Genomic DNA, 23,040 nt, shown 5'->3' with positions numbered 1-23,040 from the left:
GCTGCGTTTAAACAGGGTTTTATACTATTTGAGGCGTGCAAAAAAATCAATATTTTTGTAATCACTTGTAACTTTTATTTCAAAAAATGTTTTTTACGGCGTTTTTTTGTGTTATCTTGCAAACCGATTTCCAAAACAGGCGGATTTTTTCAAATACCCATAGAGAATAAATCTTTTTATCCGCCAAAAATCAGAATATTTCCCTACCATGTAGTCATATGTAGTTTTTTTTATTTTTTGCAAAACGCAGGATGGAGGGAGAGATAGCGAGAAGAGGAGAAAAAACGTGCTGCCGAACAAACCTTATTCCATATTAGCTTTATCGCTTGCCATAGTGCTTGCGCTGTCGGCGTGTCATCGCGAAGTCAAGCCCGCGCCCGAATTCAAGCGCAGCGAATACAATAAAATCGTCATCAGCAACGCGGTCGAACCGAGTACGCTCGACCCGCAAAAAAGCTCGGATATGGCGGCGGGCGCGATTATCCGTCAGATGATGGACGGCTTGGTCAGTACGGATGCCGAAGGCAAAACCATTCCCGCCTTGGCGTTGAAATGGGAGCCGTCGGACGAAGGGCGCGTTTGGACGTTCCACCTGCGCGATGCAAATTGGAGCAACGGCGACCCGATTACCGCCGAAGATTTCGTTTACAGCTTCCGCCGCCTCGCCGATCCTGCAACCGCCGCGCCTAACAGCAGCTATTTGGAAGACGCGAAAATACAGGGTGCGGCGGAAATCCTACAAGGCAAGGCGAAGCCGGATACTTTGGGCGTCAAGGCTTTGGACAAAAAAACGCTGCAATTCACGCTCACCGCGCCCGTGCCGTATTTCCCCGATATGCTGATTCAGCAGTTCACCTACCCCGTCCACCGCGCCACGGTCGAGAAATTCGGCGAAAAATGGACGCAGCCGGGCAATTATGTTTCCAGCGGCGCATACATCCTCAAAGAATGGCGTGTCAACAGCCACATCACCATGGATAAAAACCCTGCTTATTACGACAGCAAAAAAGTATCCATCCCGCAGGCGGTGTTCCTCGCCAGCGGCAAAGAATACGACCGCTACCGCGCCGACGAAGTGGACGTTACCTACGGCATCCCTTCCGACCAGATCAAGATTGCCGAGAAAGAATTTCCCGGACAGGTTCGGCGCGCGACTTTGCTGTGTTCTTGGTTTTTAGAGCCGAACTTGGAATCCGCCGAATTTAAAAATCCCAAAGTCCGCCGCGCGCTCAACCTCCTGACCGACCGCGCCATCATTACCAAAGTTGCCGGACGCGGCGACAAGGAAGCGTTCCAGCTCACCCCGCCGAATATGCAGGGCGGCGGCGAATCTGCCCCCGCATGGAAGCCGCTCAAGCGCGAAGCGCGCATTGCCGAAGCGGAAAAACTTTTGCGCGAAGCGGGTTACAGCGAAGAGAAACCGCTTGAGTTCCAAATCGTCTATACCACCAGCGAGGCCGCCAAGAAACAAATTACCGCGCTGCAATCCATTTGGAAGGCGACCGTACCGTTTGTGCGCCCCACGCTGATGAACGAAGAATGGAAAACCTTTTTGGACAAGCGCCTGCAAGGCAACTTCAGCATGGCGTTTGCGGGCTGGTGTTCCGACTACAACGACCCTGCGGGCATGCTCAATATTTTCAAATCCAACAATCCGAACAACGCCTTCAATTACAAGAATCCCGAATTCGACAAGCTGATGAACAGCACGCTCGAAGCGGGCATTTCCGCCGAAGAGCGCGCCCGCCGCTACGTCAGCGCCGAGGCGATGCTGCAACGCGACGACGCCTTTATCCCGCTGTATCACCAAGTCAGCATCAATCTGGTGAAACCCGACATCCAAGGCTACTCCGACCGCGACCCGCTGAAAAATTACACCATCAAAAATTGGTCGTTTGCACCCAAGAAGTGATTTGATAACATAGACACGTTTTTCAGACGACCTTCCTGTACATCAAGTTAATCCGCTATAAAAAGGTCGTCTGAAACCGCGAAACCCTATTGGAGAATCCGTTCATGAATACCGTATCGAATTACCTGTCCGCATTGCGCGAAGCCATGAAGGCGCAAGGTCTGGACGCACTCGTCATCCCCTCTGCCGACCCCCATCTTTCCGAATACCTGCCCGCACACTGGCAGGCGCGCCGCGAGTTGTCGGGCTTTACCGGCTCGGTCGGCACATTTGTCGTTACCGCCGACGAAGCGGGCGTGTGGGTGGACAGCCGCTATTGGGAACAAGCCACTAAACAGCTTGCGGGCAGTGGCATTGAATTGCAAAAAAGCGGGCAAGTTCCGCCGTACAACGAATGGCTCGCGGCAAACCTGCCCGAAAACGCCGCCGTCGGCATCCCTTCCGATATGGTGTCGCTCACCGGCAAACGCACTTTGGCGCAATCCCTGACCGCCAAAAACATCCGCATCGAACACCCCGACGACCTGCTTGACCAAGTGTGGACCAGCCGTCCCGCCATCCCCGCCGAAACCGTGTTCATCCACGACCCCGCCTACGTCTCTGAAACCGCCGCCGAGAAACTCGCCCGCGTGCGCGCCGTCATGGCGGAAAAAGGCGCGGATTACCACTTGGTTTCCTCGCTTGATGACATCGCTTGGCTGACCAACCTGCGCGGCAGCGACGTGCCTTTCAATCCCGTTTTCGTATCCTTCCTGCTTATCGGCAAAGACAATGCCGTCCTGTTTACCGACCAAGGTCGTCTGAACGCCGAAGCCGCCGCCGCGCTGCAAACCGCCGGCATCACGGTCGAACCTTACGCCCAAGTTGCCGACAAACTCGCGCAAATCGGCGGCACGCTGTTTATCGAGCCGAACAAAACCGCCGTCAGCACCCTCGTACGCCTGCCCGAAAGCGTGCGCCTGATCGAAGGCATCAACCCGTCCACCTTCTTCAAATCCGTCAAATCCGAAGCCGACATCGCCCACATCCGCGAAGCGATGGAACAAGACGGCGCGGCGTTGTGCGGCTTCTTCGCCGAGTTTGAAGACATCATCGACAACGGCGGCAGCCTGACCGAAATCGACGTGGACACCATGCTCCACCGCCACCGCAGCGCACGTCCGGGCTTCATCTCGTTGAGTTTCGACACCATCGCAGGTTTCAACGCCAACGCCGCCCTGCCGCATTACAGCGCAACGCCCGAAAGCCACAGCACCATCAGCGGCAACGGCCTCCTGCTCATCGACTCCGGCGCGCAATACAAAGGCGGTACGACCGACATCACCCGCGTCGTCCCCGTCGGCACACCGAGTGCCGAACAAAAACGCGACAACACCCTCGTCCTCAAAGCCCATATCGCGCTTGCCGAAGCCGTGTTCCCCGAAAACATCCTTTCGCCGATGATAGACGCCATCTGCCGCAAACCCCTTTGGCAGGCGCAATGCGACTACGGCCACGGCACAGGCCACGGCGTAGGCTATTTCCTGAACGTCCACGAAGGCCCGCAAGTCATCGCCTGCGCCGCCGTTCCCGGTCCGCAGCACGCCATGAAAAAAGGCATGGTGACCTCCATCGAACCCGGACTCTACCGTCCCGGCAAATGGGGCATCCGCATTGAGAACCTCGCCGCCAACCAAGCCGTCGCCAACCCGCAGGAAACCGAGTTCGGCAGCTTTCTCTACTTCGAAACCCTGACCCTCTGCCCCATCGACACCCGCCTGATGGACACCGCCCTCATGACCGACGGCGAAATCGAGTGGGTCAACCGCTACCACGCCGAAGTCCGCCGCCGCCTCGAGCCGCTGACCGAAGGCGCGGCAAAAGCATGGCTGATCAAACGCACCGAACCGCTGGCGCGTTAACGGCAAAGGTCGTCTGAAAAACGACTGTGGCGTGGGTTCTAACCACGAACCCGCGCCAACATCAAAAGGTCGTCTGAAAACGACCGTAGCGTGGGCTTTGCCCACGAAAAACACCAGCAAAAAGGTCGTCTGAAACCAAAAATCCGATTTCAGACGACCTCTAAAACAAACCCACAGCGCAGGTTTCGCCCGCAACAGCCACAATAAAAAACCGTCCGAAATCCCATCCCAAGTTTTCAGACGACCATAAAACAAAAGCCCGCACACTCCAAAACCAAGGGCCTGACTACAAAGAAGAGAAAACCAACCCAAGCGTCCGAACCCCGTTCAGACCGCCTTCCCGTATTCAGGCATATTCCGACCCACCAAGCCCCGAGCAGGTACGATATGCTGAAATTCATCATCCGCCGCATACTTTCCGCCATCCCCACCATGCTGGTACTGATTACCGTCTCATTCTTCCTGATGCGGCTCGCACCCGGCAGCCCCTTCACCGGCGACAAAAACGTACCGCCCGCCGTACTGGCCAACATCGAAGCCAAATACCACCTGAACGACCCGATGTACCTGCAATACTTCAACTATCTCAAACAACTCGCCCACGGCGACCTCGGCCCCTCGTTCAAATACAAAGACTACAACGTCAACGAGCTGCTCGCCCAAGCTCTGCCCGTTTCCGTCGAACTGGGCGTGTACGCCTTCATCGTCTCCACCGTCTTGGGCGTACTCATGGGCACCATCGCCGCACTCAGGCGCAACACATGGGCGGACTACACCATCATGACCGCCGCCATGACCGGCATCGTCGTCCCCAGCTTCGTCAAAGCCCCCATCATGATTTTCATCTTCGCCATCACCCTCAAATGGCTGCCCGCCGGCGGCTGGAATGACGGCTCGTTGACCAGCCTCATCCTGCCCGTCGCCGCCCTCTCCATCGGCTATGTCGCAGGCCTCGCCCGCATCACGCGCGGCGCGATGATAGAAGTGTTGAACAGCCCCTACATCCGCACCGCCCGCGCCAAAGGGCTGTCGATGAACAGCATCGTCCTGCGCCACGCACTGCGTCCCGCCATGCTGCCCATCCTCTCCTATCTCGTTCCTGCCTTCGTCGGCATCATCACCGGCGCCATCGTCATCGAAAGCGTCTTCGGACTGCCCGGCATCGGACAACTCTTCGTCAACGGCGCGCTCAACCGCGACTACGGCATGATCTTGGGGCTGACCATCCTCGTCGGCGTACTGACCATCGTCTTCAACGCCATACTCGACATCCTCTACGCCCTGATCGACCCCAAAATCCGCTATTAAAAGCAAAAAAAGGTCGTCTGAAAACCGGTTTTGCCGTTTTCAGACGACCCCGAACAAAACAACGGAGAACACCATGCTATTCAACAAGAAAAATTCCCGCGCTATAGCAGACGCAGCCGAACAGGCACAAGTACACGGACGCAGCCTGTGGCAGGACGCATGGCGGCGTTTCAGCAACAACAAAGCCGCCCTGTGCAGCATCTTCATCCTTGCCGCCATCACCCTCTTTGTTGTCGCCGCCCCCTGGATCAGCGCCTACACCTACGACTACACCGACTGGGACAACATGCAAATCCCGCCTTCCTTCTCCACCCGCCACTACTTCGGCACCGACCTGCTCGGACGCGACCTCCTCACCCGTGCCGCTGCCGGCGGGCGCATTTCCCTGCTCATCGGCATCGCAGGCGCACTCGTCGCCGTCGTCATCGGCACGCTCTACGGCGCGCTCGCAGGCTTTTTCGGCGGCAAACTCGACTCCGTCATGATGCGCCTGCTCGAAATCCTCAACGCCTTCCCCTTCATGTTCTTCGTCATCCTCCTCACCACCTTCTTCGGGCGCAACCTCTTCCTCATCTTCGTCGCCATCGGACTCGTCTCATGGCTTGACGTCGCCCGCATCGTCCGCGGCCAAACCCTCAGCCTCAGACACAAAGAATTCGTCGAAGCCGCCCGCATCACAGGCGTATCCCGCCGCCGCATCGTTACCCGCCACATCATCCCCAACGTACTCGGCGTCGTCATGGTTTACGCCTCCCTGCTCGTCCCCGGCATGATCATGTTCGAATCCTTCCTCAGCTTCCTCGGATTGGGCGTACAAGAACCCATTACCAGTTGGGGCTCCATGCTCCAAGACGGCGCAGCCTCCATGGAAGCCGCCCCGTGGCAGCTCCTCGTCCCCTGCTTCTTCCTCGTCGCCACTCTCTTCTGCTTCAACTTCATCGGCGACGGCCTGCGCGACGCACTCGACCCCAAAGACCGCTGACACACACCACGAGGACACACCCATGAACACCCCGTTACTCACCGTCGAAAACCTCGACATCCGCTTCCAACTCCACGAAAAAACCGTCCACGCCGTGCGCAACATCAGCTTCAAAGTCGCCAAAGGCGAAACCCTCGCCCTCGTCGGCGAATCCGGTTCCGGCAAATCCGTTACCGCCATGTCCCTCATGCGCCTCCTGCCCGAAAATAGCACCCTTTACGGACAAGACTCGCGCATCACCTTCGACGGCACATCCATCCTCGACGCAGACGAAAAAACCCTCCGCAGCCTGCGCGGCGGACGCATCAGCTTCATCTTCCAAGAGCCCATGACCTCGCTGAACCCTTTCATGAAAATCGGCACCCAGCTCATGGAAGCCCTGCGCGTCCACAACAAAACCATCACCCGCAAAGCCGCCCGCGAACGCATTCTCGACCTCCTCAACCGCGTCGGCATCCGCGAAGCAGAACGTCGTCTGAAACAATACCCCCACGAATTCTCAGGCGGCCAGCTCCAGCGCATCATGATCGCCATGGCGCTGCTCAACGAGCCCGCCCTGCTCATCGCCGACGAACCCACCACCGCCCTCGACGTCACCATCCAGGCAGAAATCCTCGACCTCCTCCACGACCTCCAAAAACAAATGGGCATGGCGATAATCTTCATCACCCACGACCTCGGACTCGCCGAACACTACTCCGAAACCGTCTGCGTCATGAAAGACGGCGAAATCGTCGAGCGCGGCAAAATCAAACAAGTTTTCGCCAACCCCACCCACCCCTACACCGCCCAACTCATCCACTCCGTCCCCAAAGGCATGAAAGACCCCGTAGAAGGCAACCCGCCCGAGCTCATCCGCGCCGACGGCATCAACGTCCACTTCACCCTCAAACACAACTTCTTCGGCAAACCCCTCAAAACCTTCCACGCCGTCAAAAACATCAGCCTCGCCATCCGCCAAGGCGAAACCCTCGGCATCGTCGGCGAATCCGGTTCCGGCAAATCCACACTCGGCAAAGCCATCATGCAAATGCTCCCCTACCAAGGCAGCATACACTTCGACGGCAGCGACCTCGACGCCCTCACTTCCGAGCGCGCGCGCCAGCTCAAAGCCGAACGCCAAATCGTCTTCCAAGACCCCTACGGCTCACTCTCCCCCCGCCTCACCGTCGGCGAAATCATCGGCGAAGGCCTCACCGTCCACCGCCCCGAAATGACCAAAGCCCAACGCACCGAACTCGTCCTCAAAGTCCTGGACGAAGTCTCCCTGCCCGCCGACGCACTCAACCGCTATCCGCACGAATTCTCAGGCGGACAACGCCAACGCATCGCCATCGCCCGCGCCCTCATCCTGCGGCCCAAGTTCATCCTCCTCGACGAACCCACCTCCGCCCTCGACCGCTCCGTCCAAATCAAAGTCGTCGAACTGCTGCGCGGACTCCAAACCAAATACGGACTGACCTACATCTTCATCAGCCACGACCTCTCCGTCGTCCGCGCTGTCAGCGACAACGTCGCCGTCATGCAGCACGGAGAACTCGTCGAATACGGCAGCGCAGACCAAATCTTCCACCACCCGCAGAAAGACTACACCAAACGCCTCATCAACGCCGCCTTCGACCTCTGACCCAAGGTCGTCTGAAAACTAGATGTGGCGTGGGCTTCGCCCACGAATCCTGCCAACCTCAGAAGGTCATCTGAAACCCAACTTTCAGATGACCTTCTTTCTAATCTCATCTACTTCATCGCAAATTTCAACGCAAACTTTACCAATCCAACCCATAATTACCTCCAGCAGCCGTCATTCCCGCGCAGGCGGGAATCCACTTTTGAATTTCGGCAACTGTTTTTGAATATCTGTTTCTTAGGGTTTCCGATGGATTCCCGCCTGCGCGGGAATGACGGCAGAAAAATATCCCGTCGGATACGGTTATCCCAACCTACACCGACAACCAAAAATCGTCTGAAACCCACCGTAGCGTGGGCTTCGCCCACGAACCCCACAAATATAGTGGATTAACTTTAAACCAGTACGGCGTTGCCTCGCCTTGCCGTACTATCTGTACTGTCTGCGGCTTCGTTGCCTTGTCCTGATTTAAATTTAATCCACTATACAAAAAGGTCGTCTGAAACCCAACTTTCAGACGACCTTCTTTCTAATCCCATCTACTTCATCGCAGCCTTCAACGCAAACGCTGCCAGCAGTGCGCCGAAGCGGTATTTGCGCGGAATGGCGAGTCCTGCCGTTTTATACAGCAGGCTTGTCTGCGTCAGCTCGTTGCCCAAATCCAGCAGCTTCATCAGCGTGTCCGACTTGCGCTCTTCCTGTTCCTTCAATTTACGCTGTTTCAAATACGATGCCTCAATCCTCAGGCGGACGAGTTTGGCTTCCAGTTGCAGCAGTTCGCGTGCTTCATCGCGTTCCGTTTTATTCATCGCCCCCTCCTTCCTGCATATCTTGACCGCGCAGGCAGGCGATGTCTGCCCGGATGTCCTGCAAGGTTGCCGCGATTTGGTTGTTTTGGCTGCGCCAGTCTTTTGACACTTTACCGAACAAAATTGCAATGACAATTAGGCTGAGGGCGGTTATCCCGAAAAATACCCATATAGCCGCGGTATCCGACAACGCGCGGTTTAGTCCAAAAAGCAGGCTGATGAATGCAATCAGCAGCAATATGCCCGATACGACCAACCATATGATGATGCGGAACACGTTTTCCGCCTGCTCCGCCAAATCCAGATTCAAAATCTGCAACCGCAGCAAAAGCAAATCGATACCTTGATTCAGCAGCGTTTTCGTATGTTCGATATTTTGTCTGATACCCATATTCCGATTTCCCTGATTGCTCCGAAACGGACAATCCGAAGGCTTTGGGGTCGTCTGAAACCTTTGCCGCCCCTCATAAGCAAACGCCGCCGGAACAAGACTTCTAAAAATCGTGTCCGGACGGCATTCCTGTTTGACCGATTATCGGCGGTTCAGCAAGACGCCGACGACCAAGCCTGCCAGTGCAGCAAAGCCCATTGCGTAATAAGGTTTGTCGTGTACGGCTGCATCGGCTTGGCGTGCGCCGCGTTTGATGCGGTCACCCGCTTCTTCTCCAAACTCGGCAAAGCGTTTTTTGCCTTCTTTGAAACGCTCTTCTGCCAATTCTTCAAATTCGTCGTATTTTTCGCGCGCGCGGTCGGCATGATGTCTGATGCGCTCGCCTGCTTCGTCTTCAAAACGATACAAACGCTCTTTGGCGGCTTCGAGTTTTTCCTGCAATTTGGCTTTGGCTTTTTTACCTTCTTCCGAGCCGGCTTCCACGCCTTTGGTGTACAGCTCTTCGACATCGTTCATTACATCTTGAATGTCTTTCAACAAAGCTTCTTTGCGGGATTCAAAATCATGTTTTTTCATTACCTTCTCCTTGATGTCCATATGGGTGAAATAACAGATTATTCATCTGTTAACTGATTATAACCCCTTTACACTTCTTCTCAAGTCAATTCGGCTAAAGTTGGTTTGAAAACATGTAAAGATTAACGCTAGAGATAAAAAGGTCGTCTGAAAACCTGTTTCCAAGTTTTCAGACGACCTTTCGGTTTTTCAGTCAAAACGACTAAGCGTTATTACGCCAAGCCTTTTGCTTTCAACACTTCCAGCATGGTGCTGCCCAATTCGGCAGGGCTGCGGGTGTAGGCGATGCCGGCTTTTTCGAAAGCGGCAAATTTTTCTTCCGCAGTACCCTTGCCGCCGGAGATAATCGCACCGGCGTGGCCCATGCGTTTGCCTTTAGGAGCGGTAACACCTGCGATGTAACCTACAACAGGTTTGGTTACGTTGGATTGGATGTATTCGGCTGCTTCTTCTTCCGCAGTACCGCCGATTTCACCGATCATGATGATGGCGTCGGTATCTGGGTCTTCTTGGAAGAGTTTCAGCGCGTCGATTTGGTTCATACCCGGAATCGGGTCGCCGCCGATACCGATACAGGTTGATTGACCCAAGCCCAGTTTGGTAGTTTGTGCCACGGCTTCGTAAGTCAATGTACCGGAACGGGAAATGATGCCGATACGGCCAGGTTGGTGGATATGGCCCGGCATAATGCCGATTTTGCACTCGCCCGGAGTAATCACGCCCGGGCAGTTAGGGCCGACCAAACGTGTGCCGTTGCCGTTGGTTTCCAAATAGCGTTTGGCTTTGAGCATGTCCAGAGTCGGCACGCCTTCGGTAATCACAACCACCAAGCCTACGCCGGAATCAACGGCTTCAACGATAGAATCCAACACAAACGGAGCCGGAACGTAAATCACGGATGCGTCCGCGCCGGTTTCTTTAACGGCTTCTTTCATGGTGTTGAACACGGGCAGGTTCAGGTGGGTTTGGCCGCCTTTGCCCGGGGTAACGCCGCCGACGACTTTAGTGCCGTAAGCCAGAGCTTGTTCGGAGTGGAAAGTACCGTTTTTACCGGTGAAACCTTGAACCAATACTTTGGTGTCTTTATTAATCAATACGCTCATTCTTTTCTCCTTAGGCGTTTACGGCTGCGACAATTTTTTCGGCTGCGTCATTCAGGCCGTCGGCGGAAGTCAGTTTCAGACCTGATTCGTTCAGGATTTTCGCGCCGAGTTCGGCGTTGTTGCCTTCCAAACGGACAACGACAGGCACGTCAACGTTGATTTCTTTAACGGCTGCCACAATGGCTTCCGCAATCATGTCGCAACGGACGATACCGCCGAAGATGTTGATCAATACGCCTTTGACGGATTTGTCTTCGAGAATCAGTTTGAACGCTTCAACCACGCGCTCTTTAGTCGCGCCGCCGCCTACGTCGAGGAAGTTGGCAGGTTGGCCGCCTTTGAGTTTGATGATGTCCATGGTTGCCATCGCCAAACCTGCGCCATTCACCATACAGCCGATGTTGCCTTCCAGCGCAACGTAGTTCAGGTCGAATTCGGAGGCTTTCAGCTCGCGTTCGTTTTCTTGAGATTTGTCGCGCAATTCGGCGATTTTCGGCAGGCGGTAGAGCGCGTTGCTGTCGATACCGATTTTGCCGTCCACGCAGGCCAGCGCGCCGTTTTCGCGGACTGCCAGCGGGTTCACTTCAAACAGAGCGAAGTCGTTTTCGACAAACGCTTTGTACGCGCCGGTCATCAGTTTGACGAACTCGTTGATTTGTTTGTCTTTCAAGCCCAGTTGGAACGCCACATCGCGCGCTTGGCAAGGTTGCAGGCCGACCAGCGGGTCAACGGTTACTTTGAAGATTTTTTCAGGGGTTTCAGCGGCAACTTTTTCGATTTCCACACCGCCTTCGGTCGAAGCCATGAATGTGATGCGACGGGTAGAACGGTCAACCACCGCGCCCAAATACAGCTCGGTTTGCACCGGATACATGTCTTCGCAAACCAAAACGCTGTTGACCGGCTGACCGTTGGCATCGGTTTGATAAGTAACCAGATTGGTGCCAATCAGGCTTTCCGCCACTTCTTTGGCTTCTTCACGGCTTTTGACGACTTTTACACCGCCCGCTTTACCGCGTCCGCCTGCGTGGACTTGGGCTTTAACGACAGCAAATTTGCCGCCCAGTTTGTCGTAAGCGGCTGCGGCTTCTTCGCCGTTGTGCGCCAAAATACCGCCTTGCACGGGCAAGCCGTAGCCTGCCAGCAGTTCTTTAGCCTGATACTCGTGTAGATTCATGGATTTCTCCTTTAGATTAGTGGAATGCCCTGAGACTGCCTCCAAATGGCAACCCCGTGCGTTTCAGACGACCTTTCGGCGGTCGGAAAATCGTCGTTTCACTTGCTGAACGGCAACCACATCCGCGCAAGCAGATACATGATTGCGCCGCCGCCCCCGAGGATAAAAAAGACGATGCCTTTTTTACGCGAATTCGGGCAGAGCAGGTAAACGGCAAGGCTGAAACTGATAAACAACAATGCTACGCGCCAAACCAATTCTTTATCTTTGAAACGGTTGAGCGTATAAGTTTCGGTCATCATCACATACATCTGCCACAACGCGGCCATACACATGCTGATAATGCCCATCGGTATAAACAGGATACCGATTACTTCTTTATTCATAATTAAATGCTGTCTGTGAATGTATCGCCGATTATATAGTAGATTCAGCTTAAATCGTCATTCTGATACGAGAACGACGGCAACCGATATGCCCTACTTTCTCTCTATACCCATCAGAACTTTACTTGCGAACATTCATCTTTCCGAAAAGGTCGTCTGAAACTTTTTCAGACGACCTTTTATGCTTTACTTGTCCTGATTAGCCGTGCAAAGCACGTTTGTCGGCGGCCAGCGCAGCTTCGTGAACCACTTCGGACAAAGTCGGATGGGCATGGATGATGCGGGCGATATCTTCGCTGCTGGCAAAGAATTCGAGCGCAGTCACGCCTTCGGTAACCAATTCGCTGACAACAGGACCAATCATGTGTACGCCCAAGATGCGGTCGGTTTTGGCATCTGCCAACACTTTGACCGTACCTTTGGCTTTGCCCATTGCCAACGCGCGACCGTTTGCACCGAAGCCGGAAGTGCCTTTTTTGTATTCCACGCCTTCGGCTTTAAGTTGCTCTTCGGTTTTGCCGACCCAAGCAATTTCGGGGTCGGTGTAAATCACGAACGGTACGTTGTTGAAATCAATATGCGGTTTCTGACCGGCGATGCGCTCGGCAACCGCCACGCCTTCGTCGCTGGCTTTGTGTGCCAGCATCGGACCGCGAACCACGTCGCCGATTGCCCAGACATTAGGCAGGTTGGTGCAGCACTCGCCGTCCACTTTGATAAAGCCGCGCTCGTCTTTTTCCAAGCCGACGGCTTCGGCGTTCAAGCCTTTGGTGTTCGGAATACGACCGATGGCGACGATGAGTTTGTCGAATACTTCGGTTTTGGCTTCGCCTGCGGCGGTCTGGTAGGCAACGGAAACGCCTTTGCCTTCAGATTTAATGTCGCCGATTTTCACGCCCAGCTCAATGTTCAAGCCCTGCTCTTTGGTGAAGTATTTGAAGGCTTCTTTGGCGATTTGCTGGTCGGCAGCGGCAAGGAAGGTCGGCATGGCTTCGAGGATGGTAACTTGCGAACCGACGCGGTTCCACACAGAACCCATTTCCAAACCGATCACGCCCGAACCGATGACGCCGAGTTTGGCAGGCACTTCGGTCAGGTTCAATGCGCCTTCGTTGTCCAATACGTTTACATTGTCGATGTCAACTTGCGGCAGCGGACGCGGCACGGAACCGGTCGCCACGATGACGTGTTTGGCTTCGATAACGGTTTTTTCGCCTTTGTTATCGACTTCGATTTGGTAGGCATCGCCGTTTTTGCCGGCAAATGAAGCCGTACCGAACAGGCTGGTTACTTTGTTTTTTTGGAACAGGAATTTCACGCCGCCGGTGAGCTTGGTTACGATGGCGTCTTTGCGCGCAATCATTTTCGCTGCGTCGAATTTGATGTCGCCGACGCTGATGCCGTGTTCGGCAAAATCATGTTGCGCGGCGTGGAAATGTTCGCTGGATTGCAACAGGGCTTTGGAAGGAATGCAGCCGACGTTCAGGCAGGTGCCGCCCAGCGCGGGCGCGTCGCCTGCTTTGTTGACGCCCGCATCGACACAGGCGGTTTTGAAACCCAGTTGGGCGGCGCGGATGGCGGCAACATATCCGCCGGGGCCTGCGCCGATGACTACTACATCGTATTGAGACATGTGAAAAATCCTTTGTTGTTTGATATTTTTGCCGCAGGAAAACCTTCAGCAAAAGTTCATCCACTGTATTTTGCATGAGAGGTCGTCTGAAAACGCGGCTTCAACAAAATTAAAACTCATTCTGCCTTTTTCAGAGTGTGAAGCCTGCCCGCAGGCACGACCTTTTCAAATTTCAGCCCGATTGGTTCGGACGCATCAGCGGCGGCAGGAATGCGGGCTGTATTCCCTGACTTCGTGTCCGGTGAAATTGTTGTAAACGCGGACGGTAGCGTGCGGATAGCGTTTGCACAAAACGCTGCGGGCGACGGGAATGCCTGCTTTGTTGCTGTCCATTTCAAAACGCTTGTTCAACATTCTGCCGCGCGCGTCGTAGGCGTTGACAGAATATTCCTTGCCTTCGAATGCAGCACACGCGCCAAGCAGGGAAACGACAGCCAAAAGCGGAAACAGGGAGATGGGTTTCATGGATATGCTCCTATGGATTTTCAAGCGTTTGCTTCTGCACGAAAAATGGCAGCAACAAACTCTATTCTCCCTTGGGTTTCAAACATCCCGCTGTTTTCAGACGACCTTTTTTCGTTTCGAGGTCGTCTGAAAGCCAGTAAGCAGCCCGATTTCAAACTGCTTTGTTTTTATCCGCTTTATATCCCTTTGACGGCGTTTACAGATCCAACAACAGGCGTGCCGGATCTTCCAGCGCGTCTTTGATGGCAACCAAAGTCAACACGGCTTCGCGGCCGTCGATGATGCGGTGGTCGTAAGAGAGTGCCAGATACATCATCGGGCGGACGACGACTTGACCGTTTTCCACGACTGCGCGCTCTTTGGTCGCGTGCATACCCAAAATGGCGGATTGCGGCGGATTGATAATCGGGGTAGACATCATGGAACCGAACGTACCGCCGTTGGTGATGCTGAACGTACCGCCGGTCAAATCTTCCAGCGCGATTTTGCCGTCTTTGGCTTTTTTGGCGTAATCGACGATGGCTTGTTCGATGTCGGCAATGCTCATTTGGTCGGCATCACGCAGAATCGGCACGACCAGACCGCGCGGGCTGCCGATGGCAATACCGATGTCGAAGTAACCGTGATAAACGATGTCGTTGCCGTCAACGGAGGCATTGACCACCGGATATTTTTTCAGCGCGGCAACGGCTGCTTTAACAAAGAAAGACATGAAACCGAGTTTGGTACCGTGTTCTTTCTCGAATTTTTCTTTGTATTTCGCACGCAAGTCCATGATGGGTTTCATGTTGACTTCGTTGAACGTAGTCAAAATCGCGTTTTCCTGTTGCGAAGCCAAGAGACGCTCGGCAACACGGGCGCGCAGGCGGCTCATCGGAACGCGTTGTTCCGGACGTGCGCCGGCGGGAACAGGTGCTGGCGCGGCAGCGGGTGCAGCAGCAGGTTTGGCGGCAGCGTTTTGCACGTCTTCTTTCAAAACGCGACCGTCGCGGCCGGAACCTTGCAGCGCATTCACATCAACACCGGTTTCGGCTGCCAGCTTGGCGGCAGCAGGCATAGCGGCACTGGTTTGTGCAGCAGCGGGAGCAGCTTCAGGTACAGGCGCAGCGGCTGGAGCTTCAGCAGAAGCAGTTGCAGCAGTGTCGATACGCGCCAATACTTGTTCGGCGGCAACAGTTTCGCCGTTTTGGGCAATGATTTCAACCAATACGCCGGCTTGTGGGGAAGGTACTTCCAAAACCACTTTGTCGGTTTCGATGTCAATCAGGATTTCGTCGCGCGCTACGGCTTCGCCAACTTTTTTCTTCCATTCCAAGAGCGTGCCTTCGGATACGCTTTCGGACAGCATGGGTACTTTTACGTCAATAATCATTTTGTGTCTCCAGATGGTCGTTGGTTTTCAGACGACCTGTTGTGTGTTATCTCTTTTGCTTGGCGGGCGTTCCGTTTGAAGTGTTTCATTCGGAACGCCGCACCGTATTGCGTTACAGCGTCATTGCGTCTTCAACCAGTTGTTTCAGCTGGGCAACGTGTTTGCTCATATAGCCGACGGCTGGCGATGCGCTGCTCGGACGACCGGCATAAGACAGTTTTTGGCTTTCGCTGATAACGTCTTCCAAGCGGTGGCGGATTTGGTAGAAGGCACCTTGGTTTTTCGGCTCTTCTTGCGCCCAAACCACGGATTTCGCGTTCGGGTATTTCGCCAGCTCTGCACGCACCTCGTCGTATGGGAACGGATAAAGCTGCTCGACGCGGACGATGGCGACATCGTTTTCCAGTTTGCGCTCGGCGCGGCCTGCTTCCAAATCGTAGTAAACCTGTCCGGCGCACAGAATCACGCGTTTCACGCTTTCATTGTTGCCACGCTCGGCGGTATCGCCGATGACGGGGCGGAAGCGCGAACCTTCGGTAAAGTTTTCCAGCGGGCTCATCGCGCCTTTGAAGCGCAACAGGCGTTTGGACATGAAAATCACCAGCGGTTTGCGGTACGAACTCAAGACTTGGCGTTGCAACAGGTGGAACATCTGCGACGCTTCGGACGGCATGATGATTTGCATATTGTTTTCGGAGCAGAGCTGCAACCAGCGTTCTACACGGCCGGAGGAGTGTTCCGGACCTTGTCCGTCATAGCCGTGCGGCAGGATGGTGGTCAGACCGCAGAGACGACCCCACTTGGTTTCGCCGGATGACAGGAATTGGTCGATGGTTACTTGCGCGCCGTTGGCAAAGTCGCCGAACTGCGCTTCCCAAATGGTCAGCTTGTCGGGTGCGGAGCAGGCAAAGCCATATTCGTACGCCATGACTGCTTCTTCGTTCAAGATGGAGTCGATAACGAGGAATTCGCCCGTACCTTCGCCCATATTGCGCAGCGGTACATAAGTGCCGTCATCCCATTTTTCGCGTTTTTGGTCGTGCAATACAGCATGGCGGTGTGAGAACGTACCGCGTCCGGAGTCTTCGCCGGAAATGCGCACGCCGTGTCCTTTGGTGACCAGGCTGGCGTATGCGAGGGTTTCCGCCATACCCCAGTCAATCGGCTGACTGCCCGCAGCCATGCCTTTACGCGCTTCGAGCACGCGTTTGGCAGTCGGATGCAGTGCAAAGCCTTCGGGAACGGCGGTAAATTTCTCGGCAAGACGCTCGATGTCGGCAGCGGGCAGACCGGTTTCCACATCTTCGCGCCAGTCTTTGCCTTGGTATTTGCTCCAGTCAATTTGCGTGCGTTGGAAATTGCTCAACGTCGTTTGTTCGACATGTTCGCCTTTATCCAAAGCATCGCGGTAGGCTTGGATATAGCCGTCGGCTTCTGCCTGCGTCACCACGCCTTCTGCAATCAGTTGTTCGGTGTACAAAGCACGCGCACCGGGGTGTTGCGATACTTTTTTGTACATCATCGGCTGTGTCAGGGTCGGATCGTCGCCCTCGTTGTGACCCCATTTGCGGTAGCAGACGACATCGATCACGATGTCTTTATTGAATTTTTTACGGTAGTCCAAAGCTGCTTGAATGGCGAAGCAAACGCGTTCCGGATCGTCGCCGTTGACATGGATGACCGGAGCGGAAACCATTTTCGCCACGTCGGTACAATGCACGGTCGAACGGGTGTCGCGGGTATCGGAGGTGGTGAAGCCGATTTGGTTGTTGATGACGATGTGGACCGTACCACCGGTGGTGTAGCCGCGCGTTTTGGACAGGTTGAAGGTCGCTTGGTTGACGCCCAAACCGACAAATGCAGAGTCGCCGTGAATCAATACGGGCAATACTTTGTCGCGGCCGTTTTCGCCCAAACGTTTTTGTTTGGCGCGTGCAGAACCTTCAACGACAGGGTTGACGATTTCCAAGTGCGACGGGTTGAACGCCAAAGAAACGTGCATCGGACCGTTCGGCGTAGCGATGTCGGAGCTGAAACCCATGTGGTATTTCACGTCGCCGCTAGGCAGCTTGATTTCGGCGCGGCCTTCAAATTCGGCAAACAAATCGCCCGGTTTCTTACCCAAGATGTTGACCAAGACATTCAGACGACCTCGGTGTGCCATACCTATGATGACTTCTTCGACGCCGTCTTTACCTGCGTTTTGAATGAGGTAATTCAGACCGGCAATCACGCTCTCGCCGCCTTCTACGCCGAAGCGTTTCTGACCGACATATTTGGTATGCAGGTAACGCTCCAAAGTCTCGGCAGCGGTCATTTCTTTCAGGATGCGGCGTTTCTGTTCGGCACTGTAACTCGGGGTGGACAGCACATCCTCGAAATAATTGCGCAACCAGCGGCGTTCTTCTGTATTGGGAATGTAGATGTATTCCAATGCGAGGTGACCGCAGTAGGTTTGTTTGAGGTTGCTGATGATTTGGGACAGAGGCAGCTTGCTTTGGCCGGAAAAATCGCCCTCGCCCATATTGAACTGAACCGCCATATCGGCATCATTCAGTCCGTGGAATTTGGGATCGAGGGCTTCAATGTTGCGTGGCGGGATACGTTTGAGCGGGTCAAGCTGGGCAGCACCCACACCTTGAATACGGTAAGCAGAAATCAACCGCAGTACGCCGACCTGTTTCTTCATCATGGCTTCATCCATACCGCCGGCAATAGCCGCCGTCGATTTGGTTTTTGCCAAATTAGCGAAGGATTCACGAATCGGAGCATGGGCAACATCAACATCTGCCGCACCGGGCTGCTTGCTTAAGTCGGTGAAATATTGCTTCCATTTCTCATCGACAGAATTTGGGTTTTCCAAGAAATTCTCATACAACTCTTCGATGTAGGGAGCATTTGAACCGAACAGATAAGAAAAATTGAGTTTTTCATCCATCATGACACGAGCTCTTTTCTTTAAAATATAAACAAAGGGTAGAATTCCATGTGTTTCAACGGAATCCATGCCGTTTGAAATGACACTTCATTCTACCCTATTTCCAGCCAAATTACTTGTATCTGTTTCGTTTATTGCGGACAAACTCATTTAAAAAAGCTATTCGGCTTTCTCAAATAAAACTCCGACAACATATTAATATACCGATTATCAGCGTTTATCCGCCGGTACATAATCGCGACGTACGGCACCGGTATAAAGTTGGCGCGGACGACCGATTTTCAGCGAAGGATCGCTAATCATTTCATGCCAGTGCGAAATCCAGCCTACGCTGCGCGACAGGGCGAAGATGACGGTAAACATTTCGGTCGGGATGCCCAGCGCGGACAGGACGATGCCTGAGTAGAAGTCGACGTTGGGATACAGTTTGCGCTCAACGAAGAACGGGTCTTTCAGGGCGATTTGTTCCAATTCCATCGCCAGTTTGAATTTCGGACTGTCTTCCAAGCCCAATTCTTTGAGCACTTCATGGCAAGTTTCACGCATGATGCTGGCGCGCGGGTCCATGTTGCGGTACACGCGGTGGCCAAAGCCCATCAGACGGTATTTGCGCTGTTTCACGCCTTCCATGTATTCGGCAACACGGGATACATCACCGATTTCGTCCAGCATTTTCAAGACCGCTTCGTTCGCACCGCCGTGAGACGCGCCCCACAGACAGGCGATACCGGCAGCGATACAGGCAAACGGGTTCGCGCCTGAAGAACCTGCAAGACGGACAGTCGAAGTTGAAGCGTTTTGCTCGTGATCCGCATGAAGGATAAAGATGCGGTCAAGCGCACGCGCCAAAACAGGATTAGGTTTGTAGTCTTCACATGGTGTAGCAAACATCATATGAAGGAAGTTTTCGGAATAAGAAAGATTGTTTTTCGGATAGTTGAACGGCAAACCATTGGAATAACGGTAACACATTGCCGCAATCGTCGGAATCTTAGAAATCAGACGGTAAATCGCGATTTTACGGTGTTCGGGATTGGTAATATCCAAACTGTCTTGATAGAACGCAGACAGCGCACCGACCACACCGACCATCATCGCCATCGGATGCGCGTCGCGACGGAAACCGCGGAAGAACCAAGTCAGTTGTTCATGCAACATCGTATGACGGCGGACGGTATTATCAAATTCCGCTTTTTGCTCAGGTGTAGGCAGCTCGCCGTAAATCAGCAGGTAGCAGACTTCCAAATAATCGGATTTTTCAGCAAGCTGTTCAATAGGATAACCACGGTAATACAGCAAGCCTTCATCACCGTCGATATAAGTGATTTTAGATTCGCAGCTTGCTGTTGAAACGAAGCCGGGGTCAAATGAGAATAAGCCTGTGCTTTTAGTCAGAGCGCGGATATCGACCACGTCATGACCGATGCTCGCTTCCAATACGGGCAGTTCTAAATCCTCTTGATTAGGTACGTTGAGTTTAATTGATTTGGACATATTTATCGCTCCTTTGTAAGTTGGGGCTTTCGTTACTGCCTATGCAGCACGGTCTTTGTTTTCAGACGACCTCCGTATCCTAGAAATCCGCCGATAAACAGGCGGATTTCCAATACGTCAAGCTCGTCTGATTTTTTCAAGCATGGGGATAAGGTGTTCCTTGTCTGTCGCCGAATGTCCGTTGATCAGAGCCAGGAGCTCTTGATCTTGAAACTCAAGGATTTCGGAAAACTCAGACAGCTCTTTATCGCTTAATTGCTCGAATTCTTTTTCCATAAACCTACCGAAAATCAGATCTAACTCCAATAATCCCCGGCGGGTTTGAAAACGGATTTTCCGTTTGGCAATATCGTCAAAAACCATCATTTCTTAAACGGCTCGTTTCAACATAATTTCTTTAATCTTACCGATGGCACGGGTCGGATTCAAGTGTTTAGGACAGACGTCCACGCAGTTCATGATGGTATGGCAGCGGAACAGACGATACGGGTCGTTCAAATTGTCCAAACGCTCGTTGGTAATGGTATCGCGGCTATCAGCAATGAAGCGGTAGGCGTTCAGCAAACCGGACGGACCGACAAATTTGTCGGGATTCCACCAGAACGAAGGACAGGCAGTCGAACAGCAGGCGCACAAAATACATTCGTACAAACCGTCCAGCTCTTTACGCTCTTCCTGAGTTTGCAGGCGCTCTTTGTCAGCATCGATAGGATTATCATTGACGACGTAAGGTTTGATGGAGTGGTATTGTTTGAAGAACTGGGTCATGTCCACAATCAGGTCGCGGATGACAGGCAAACCGGGCAGCGGGCGGATTTTCACAGGCTGCTTCAAACCGCGCAAATCGGTCAAACATGCCAAGCCGTTTTTGCCGTTGATGTTCATACCGTCCGAACCGCAAATACCTTCGCGACATGAACGGCGGAAAGACAGGGTGTCGTCTTGCGCTTTCAGGCGCACCAGCGCATCCAAAAGTTTGACGTCGGTAGGTTCCAGTTCCAACTCGTAACGTTGCATATAAGGTTTGGCATCAACATCCGGATTGTAACGGTAAATTTCAAAACTCATTTTTTCCATGAGAAGTGTTCCTTTTCTCATAAACCGCCTGATGGTTATATGTTATGGGTTCAGGCCGTTCAGTATGGTGGTGTATTTGATTTTCAGACGACCCCTTGTGATACGGAGGTCGTCTGAAAACGCATCAGTAAACGCGCTTGGCCGGTTTGATGTATTCCACGCTCAAAGGCTTGGTGTGTACCGGTTTGTAGGACAAGGTGTTGGTATCTGAATGATACAGCGTGTGTTTCATCCAGTTTTCGTCATCGCGCTCAGGATGGTCGTCTGAAGCGTGCGCGCCACGCGATTCTTTACGCGCTTCGGCAGACACCAAAGTCGCTTTCGCTACTTCAATCAGATTATCCAATTCCAAAGCTTCGATACGCGCGGTATTCCACACTTTGCTCTTGTCTTTGATTTCAGTACGTTTCACGCGCTCGGCAATCGCCATGATTTCTCGAACGCCTTTGCTCAGAATCTCATCAGTACGGAACACGCCGGCATGCAGTTGGACGGAGCGTTGCAGTTCGCGGCGCAGCGCATCAACGTTTTCGCCGCCGGTTTGGTTATCCAAACGTTCGATACGTTGGCGGGTCAGCTCGCCGGCATTCGCAGGCAGAGGTTTCCAATCGCTTTGCTCTTTGATGAATTTAATCATGCTGTCGCCGGCAGCTTTACCGAACACCACCAAGTCAAGCAGGGAGTTGGTACCCAAACGGTTTGCACCGTGCACAGAAGCACAAGCGCACTCGCCGGCAGCATACAAACCTTTCACCGGCACTTCATATTCGTCGCCTTGCGGCACAACAACTTCGCCGTGGTAGTTGGTCGGAATACCGCCCATCATGTAGTGGGTAGTCGGCACGACAGGAATCGGGTCTTTAATCGGGTCGATACCGGCAAACTGAATGGAAATCTCGCGGATGCCCGGCAGTTTTTCCATAATTTTTTCGGCACCGATATGGTCGATTTTCAGCAATACATGGTCTTTGTTTTTACCGCAGCCGCGACCTTCGTAGATTTCCATCGCCATTGCGCGGGAAACCACGTCGCGTGAAGCCAAGTCTTTTACGGTCGGGGCATAGCGTTCCATAAAGCGTTCGCCGTCGGCATTTAACAGAATACCGCCTTCACCACGTACGCCTTCGGTAATCAACACGCCTGCACCTGCCACACCGGTCGGATGGAATTGCCAGAACTCCATATCTTCCAACGGAATACCCGCACGGGCGCAAATACCCAAACCGTCGCCGGTATTCATATAGGCATTGGTAGAAGACGCATAAATACGACCGCCGCCGCCGGTAGCGAACATTACGGCTTTAGCGTGGAAAATATAAACTTCGCCGGTTTCCATTTCCATGGCAGTTACACCGACGACGTCGCCGTTTTCATCACGAATCAAATCTTGCGCCGTCCATTCCACAAAGAATTGCGTATTGGCACGGACGTTTTGTTGATACAGGGTATGCAGCATCGCATGACCGGTACGGTCGGCAACCGCACAGGCACGTTCTACCGCGCGCTTGCCATGTTCAGCAGTATGACCACCGAAAGGACGCTGATAAATTTTGCCGCTTTCCACGCGGTCAAAAGGCATACCCATGTGTTCCAACTCAATCACCGCTTCAGGCGCGGCGCGACACATAAACTCAATCGCGTCTTGGTCGCCCAACCAGTCGGAACCTTTCACTGTATCGTACATGTGCCAGTCCCAACGGTCTTCCTGCACATTACCCAGCGAAGCAGAAATACCGCCCTGCGCCGCTACGGTATGCGAACGGGTTGGGAACACTTTAGACAAAACGGCACAATTCAGACCGGATTTAGATAATTGGAGGGCTGCGCGTAAACCTGCACCACCACCGCCGACAATCACGGCATCAAACTTGCGAACAGGAAAACCCATA

The 23,040-nt window shown here is 53.5% G+C and carries 19 protein-coding genes; 5 read left to right on the top strand and 14 right to left on the bottom strand.

Features of this window, described 5'->3' with window-relative positions:
* The first annotated feature begins 286 nt into the window (after positions 1–286).
* From DBY90_RS05160 to DBY90_RS05135, 5 genes are all read left to right on the top strand, one after another.
* Positions 287–1,912 (top strand): peptide ABC transporter substrate-binding protein, encoded by a 1,626-nt coding sequence (locus DBY90_RS05160; RefSeq protein WP_107986640.1) that lies wholly within the window; start codon positions 287–289, stop codon positions 1,910–1,912.
* 104 nt (positions 1,913–2,016) lie between these two features.
* Complete coding sequence (locus tag DBY90_RS05155) at positions 2,017–3,813, top strand: aminopeptidase P family protein (protein ID WP_107986638.1); 1,797 nt, start codon at positions 2,017–2,019, stop codon at positions 3,811–3,813.
* A gap of 387 nt (positions 3,814–4,200) precedes the next feature.
* Entirely contained in the window at positions 4,201–5,121 is a 921-nt protein-coding gene (oppB, locus tag DBY90_RS05145; protein ID WP_070513000.1) for an oligopeptide ABC transporter permease OppB, read from the top strand.
* A gap of 73 nt (positions 5,122–5,194) precedes the next feature.
* Positions 5,195–6,103, top strand: coding sequence for an oligopeptide ABC transporter permease OppC (gene oppC / locus DBY90_RS05140; protein ID WP_107986635.1), 909 nt, complete (start codon positions 5,195–5,197; stop codon positions 6,101–6,103).
* 22 nt (positions 6,104–6,125) lie between these two features.
* Positions 6,126–7,730 carry an ABC transporter ATP-binding protein gene (locus DBY90_RS05135; RefSeq protein WP_070860084.1) on the top strand — a complete coding sequence of 535 codons (1,605 nt, stop codon included), beginning with the start codon at positions 6,126–6,128 and terminating at the stop codon, positions 7,728–7,730.
* A gap of 539 nt (positions 7,731–8,269) precedes the next feature.
* Here the strand turns inward: DBY90_RS05135 and DBY90_RS05125 are convergent.
* The 14 genes from DBY90_RS05125 to sdhA form a co-directional block, all read right to left on the bottom strand.
* The gene (locus DBY90_RS05125) at positions 8,270–8,539 is read right to left on the bottom strand and encodes a hypothetical protein (RefSeq protein WP_003755528.1); all 270 of its coding nucleotides are present in this window, start codon (positions 8,537–8,539) and stop codon (positions 8,270–8,272) included.
* Positions 8,532–8,930: a phage holin family protein gene (locus tag DBY90_RS05120; protein ID WP_070443059.1), complete on the bottom strand. Its 399-nt coding sequence runs from the start codon at positions 8,928–8,930 to the stop codon at positions 8,532–8,534. Before DBY90_RS05120 ends, DBY90_RS05125 begins: the two co-directional genes overlap by 8 nt.
* A gap of 141 nt (positions 8,931–9,071) precedes the next feature.
* Complete coding sequence (locus DBY90_RS05115; protein ID WP_003764337.1) at positions 9,072–9,506, bottom strand: ElaB/YgaM/YqjD family protein; 435 nt, start codon at positions 9,504–9,506, stop codon at positions 9,072–9,074.
* A 212-nt stretch (positions 9,507–9,718) separates the two neighbouring features.
* Positions 9,719–10,609: a succinate--CoA ligase subunit alpha gene (gene sucD / locus DBY90_RS05105; RefSeq protein ID WP_003755541.1), complete on the bottom strand. Its 891-nt coding sequence runs from the start codon at positions 10,607–10,609 to the stop codon at positions 9,719–9,721.
* 10 nt (positions 10,610–10,619) lie between these two features.
* Positions 10,620–11,786: an ADP-forming succinate--CoA ligase subunit beta gene (sucC, locus tag DBY90_RS05100; RefSeq protein WP_016687975.1), complete on the bottom strand. Its 1,167-nt coding sequence runs from the start codon at positions 11,784–11,786 to the stop codon at positions 10,620–10,622.
* Between the two features lie 98 nt (positions 11,787–11,884).
* Complete coding sequence (locus DBY90_RS05095) at positions 11,885–12,172, bottom strand: hypothetical protein (RefSeq protein ID WP_003755543.1); 288 nt, start codon at positions 12,170–12,172, stop codon at positions 11,885–11,887.
* Positions 12,173–12,371: 199 nt separating this feature from the next.
* Positions 12,372–13,805, bottom strand: coding sequence for a dihydrolipoyl dehydrogenase (gene lpdA, locus DBY90_RS05090; RefSeq protein WP_107986633.1), 1,434 nt, complete (start codon positions 13,803–13,805; stop codon positions 12,372–12,374).
* 195 nt (positions 13,806–14,000) lie between these two features.
* On the bottom strand, positions 14,001–14,270 hold the full coding sequence (locus tag DBY90_RS05085; protein WP_003741785.1) for a hypothetical protein: 270 nt from the start codon (positions 14,268–14,270) through the stop codon (positions 14,001–14,003).
* Between the two features lie 196 nt (positions 14,271–14,466).
* A complete protein-coding gene (odhB, locus tag DBY90_RS05080; RefSeq protein WP_070491561.1) occupies positions 14,467–15,642 on the bottom strand; it encodes a 2-oxoglutarate dehydrogenase complex dihydrolipoyllysine-residue succinyltransferase in 1,176 nt (391 codons plus the stop codon).
* A 112-nt stretch (positions 15,643–15,754) separates the two neighbouring features.
* Positions 15,755–18,583: a 2-oxoglutarate dehydrogenase E1 component gene (locus tag DBY90_RS05075; RefSeq protein ID WP_107986631.1), complete on the bottom strand. Its 2,829-nt coding sequence runs from the start codon at positions 18,581–18,583 to the stop codon at positions 15,755–15,757.
* A gap of 207 nt (positions 18,584–18,790) precedes the next feature.
* Positions 18,791–20,074, bottom strand: coding sequence for a citrate synthase (gene gltA, locus DBY90_RS05070; protein ID WP_003741789.1), 1,284 nt, complete (start codon positions 20,072–20,074; stop codon positions 18,791–18,793).
* A 117-nt stretch (positions 20,075–20,191) separates the two neighbouring features.
* Positions 20,192–20,440, bottom strand: a complete 249-nt coding sequence (locus DBY90_RS05065; RefSeq protein WP_003741791.1) for an FAD assembly factor SdhE — start codon at positions 20,438–20,440, stop codon at positions 20,192–20,194.
* 3 nt (positions 20,441–20,443) lie between these two features.
* The gene (locus DBY90_RS05060) at positions 20,444–21,151 is read right to left on the bottom strand and encodes a succinate dehydrogenase iron-sulfur subunit (protein ID WP_002241462.1); all 708 of its coding nucleotides are present in this window, start codon (positions 21,149–21,151) and stop codon (positions 20,444–20,446) included.
* Positions 21,152–21,275: 124 nt separating this feature from the next.
* A complete protein-coding gene (gene sdhA, locus DBY90_RS05055) occupies positions 21,276–23,039 on the bottom strand; it encodes a succinate dehydrogenase flavoprotein subunit (RefSeq protein WP_070491556.1) in 1,764 nt (587 codons plus the stop codon).
* Position 23,040: the final 1 nt, after the last annotated feature.

Source organism: Neisseria mucosa, assembly GCF_003044445.1.
GTDB lineage: Bacteria > Pseudomonadota > Gammaproteobacteria > Burkholderiales > Neisseriaceae > Neisseria > Neisseria mucosa_A.
The sequence above is the reverse complement of the archived record's forward strand: the minus strand, read 5'-3'. Positions and strand labels throughout refer to the sequence as shown.

Coding starts and splice junctions, on each gene's coding strand:
- DBY90_RS05060 (WP_002241462.1), bottom strand. CDS start 21,151: ATGGAAAAAATGAGTTTTGAAATTTACCGTTACAATCCGGATGTTGAT.
- sucC (WP_016687975.1), bottom strand. CDS start 11,786: ATGAATCTACACGAGTATCAGGCTAAAGAACTGCTGGCAGGCTACGGC.
- oppC (WP_107986635.1), top strand. CDS start 5,195: ATGCTATTCAACAAGAAAAATTCCCGCGCTATAGCAGACGCAGCCGAA.
- DBY90_RS05120 (WP_070443059.1), bottom strand. CDS start 8,930: ATGGGTATCAGACAAAATATCGAACATACGAAAACGCTGCTGAATCAA.
- DBY90_RS05085 (WP_003741785.1), bottom strand. CDS start 14,270: ATGAAACCCATCTCCCTGTTTCCGCTTTTGGCTGTCGTTTCCCTGCTT.
- odhB (WP_070491561.1), bottom strand. CDS start 15,642: ATGATTATTGACGTAAAAGTACCCATGCTGTCCGAAAGCGTATCCGAA.
- oppB (WP_070513000.1), top strand. CDS start 4,201: ATGCTGAAATTCATCATCCGCCGCATACTTTCCGCCATCCCCACCATG.
- sucD (WP_003755541.1), bottom strand. CDS start 10,609: ATGAGCGTATTGATTAATAAAGACACCAAAGTATTGGTTCAAGGTTTC.
- DBY90_RS05095 (WP_003755543.1), bottom strand. CDS start 12,172: ATGAATAAAGAAGTAATCGGTATCCTGTTTATACCGATGGGCATTATC.
- gltA (WP_003741789.1), bottom strand. CDS start 20,074: ATGTCCAAATCAATTAAACTCAACGTACCTAATCAAGAGGATTTAGAA.
- lpdA (WP_107986633.1), bottom strand. CDS start 13,805: ATGTCTCAATACGATGTAGTAGTCATCGGCGCAGGCCCCGGCGGATAT.
- sdhA (WP_070491556.1), bottom strand. CDS start 23,039: ATGGGTTTTCCTGTTCGCAAGTTTGATGCCGTGATTGTCGGCGGTGGT.
- DBY90_RS05115 (WP_003764337.1), bottom strand. CDS start 9,506: ATGAAAAAACATGATTTTGAATCCCGCAAAGAAGCTTTGTTGAAAGAC.
- DBY90_RS05065 (WP_003741791.1), bottom strand. CDS start 20,440: ATGATGGTTTTTGACGATATTGCCAAACGGAAAATCCGTTTTCAAACC.
- DBY90_RS05135 (WP_070860084.1), top strand. CDS start 6,126: ATGAACACCCCGTTACTCACCGTCGAAAACCTCGACATCCGCTTCCAA.
- DBY90_RS05125 (WP_003755528.1), bottom strand. CDS start 8,539: ATGAATAAAACGGAACGCGATGAAGCACGCGAACTGCTGCAACTGGAA.
- DBY90_RS05075 (WP_107986631.1), bottom strand. CDS start 18,583: ATGATGGATGAAAAACTCAATTTTTCTTATCTGTTCGGTTCAAATGCT.
- DBY90_RS05155 (WP_107986638.1), top strand. CDS start 2,017: ATGAATACCGTATCGAATTACCTGTCCGCATTGCGCGAAGCCATGAAG.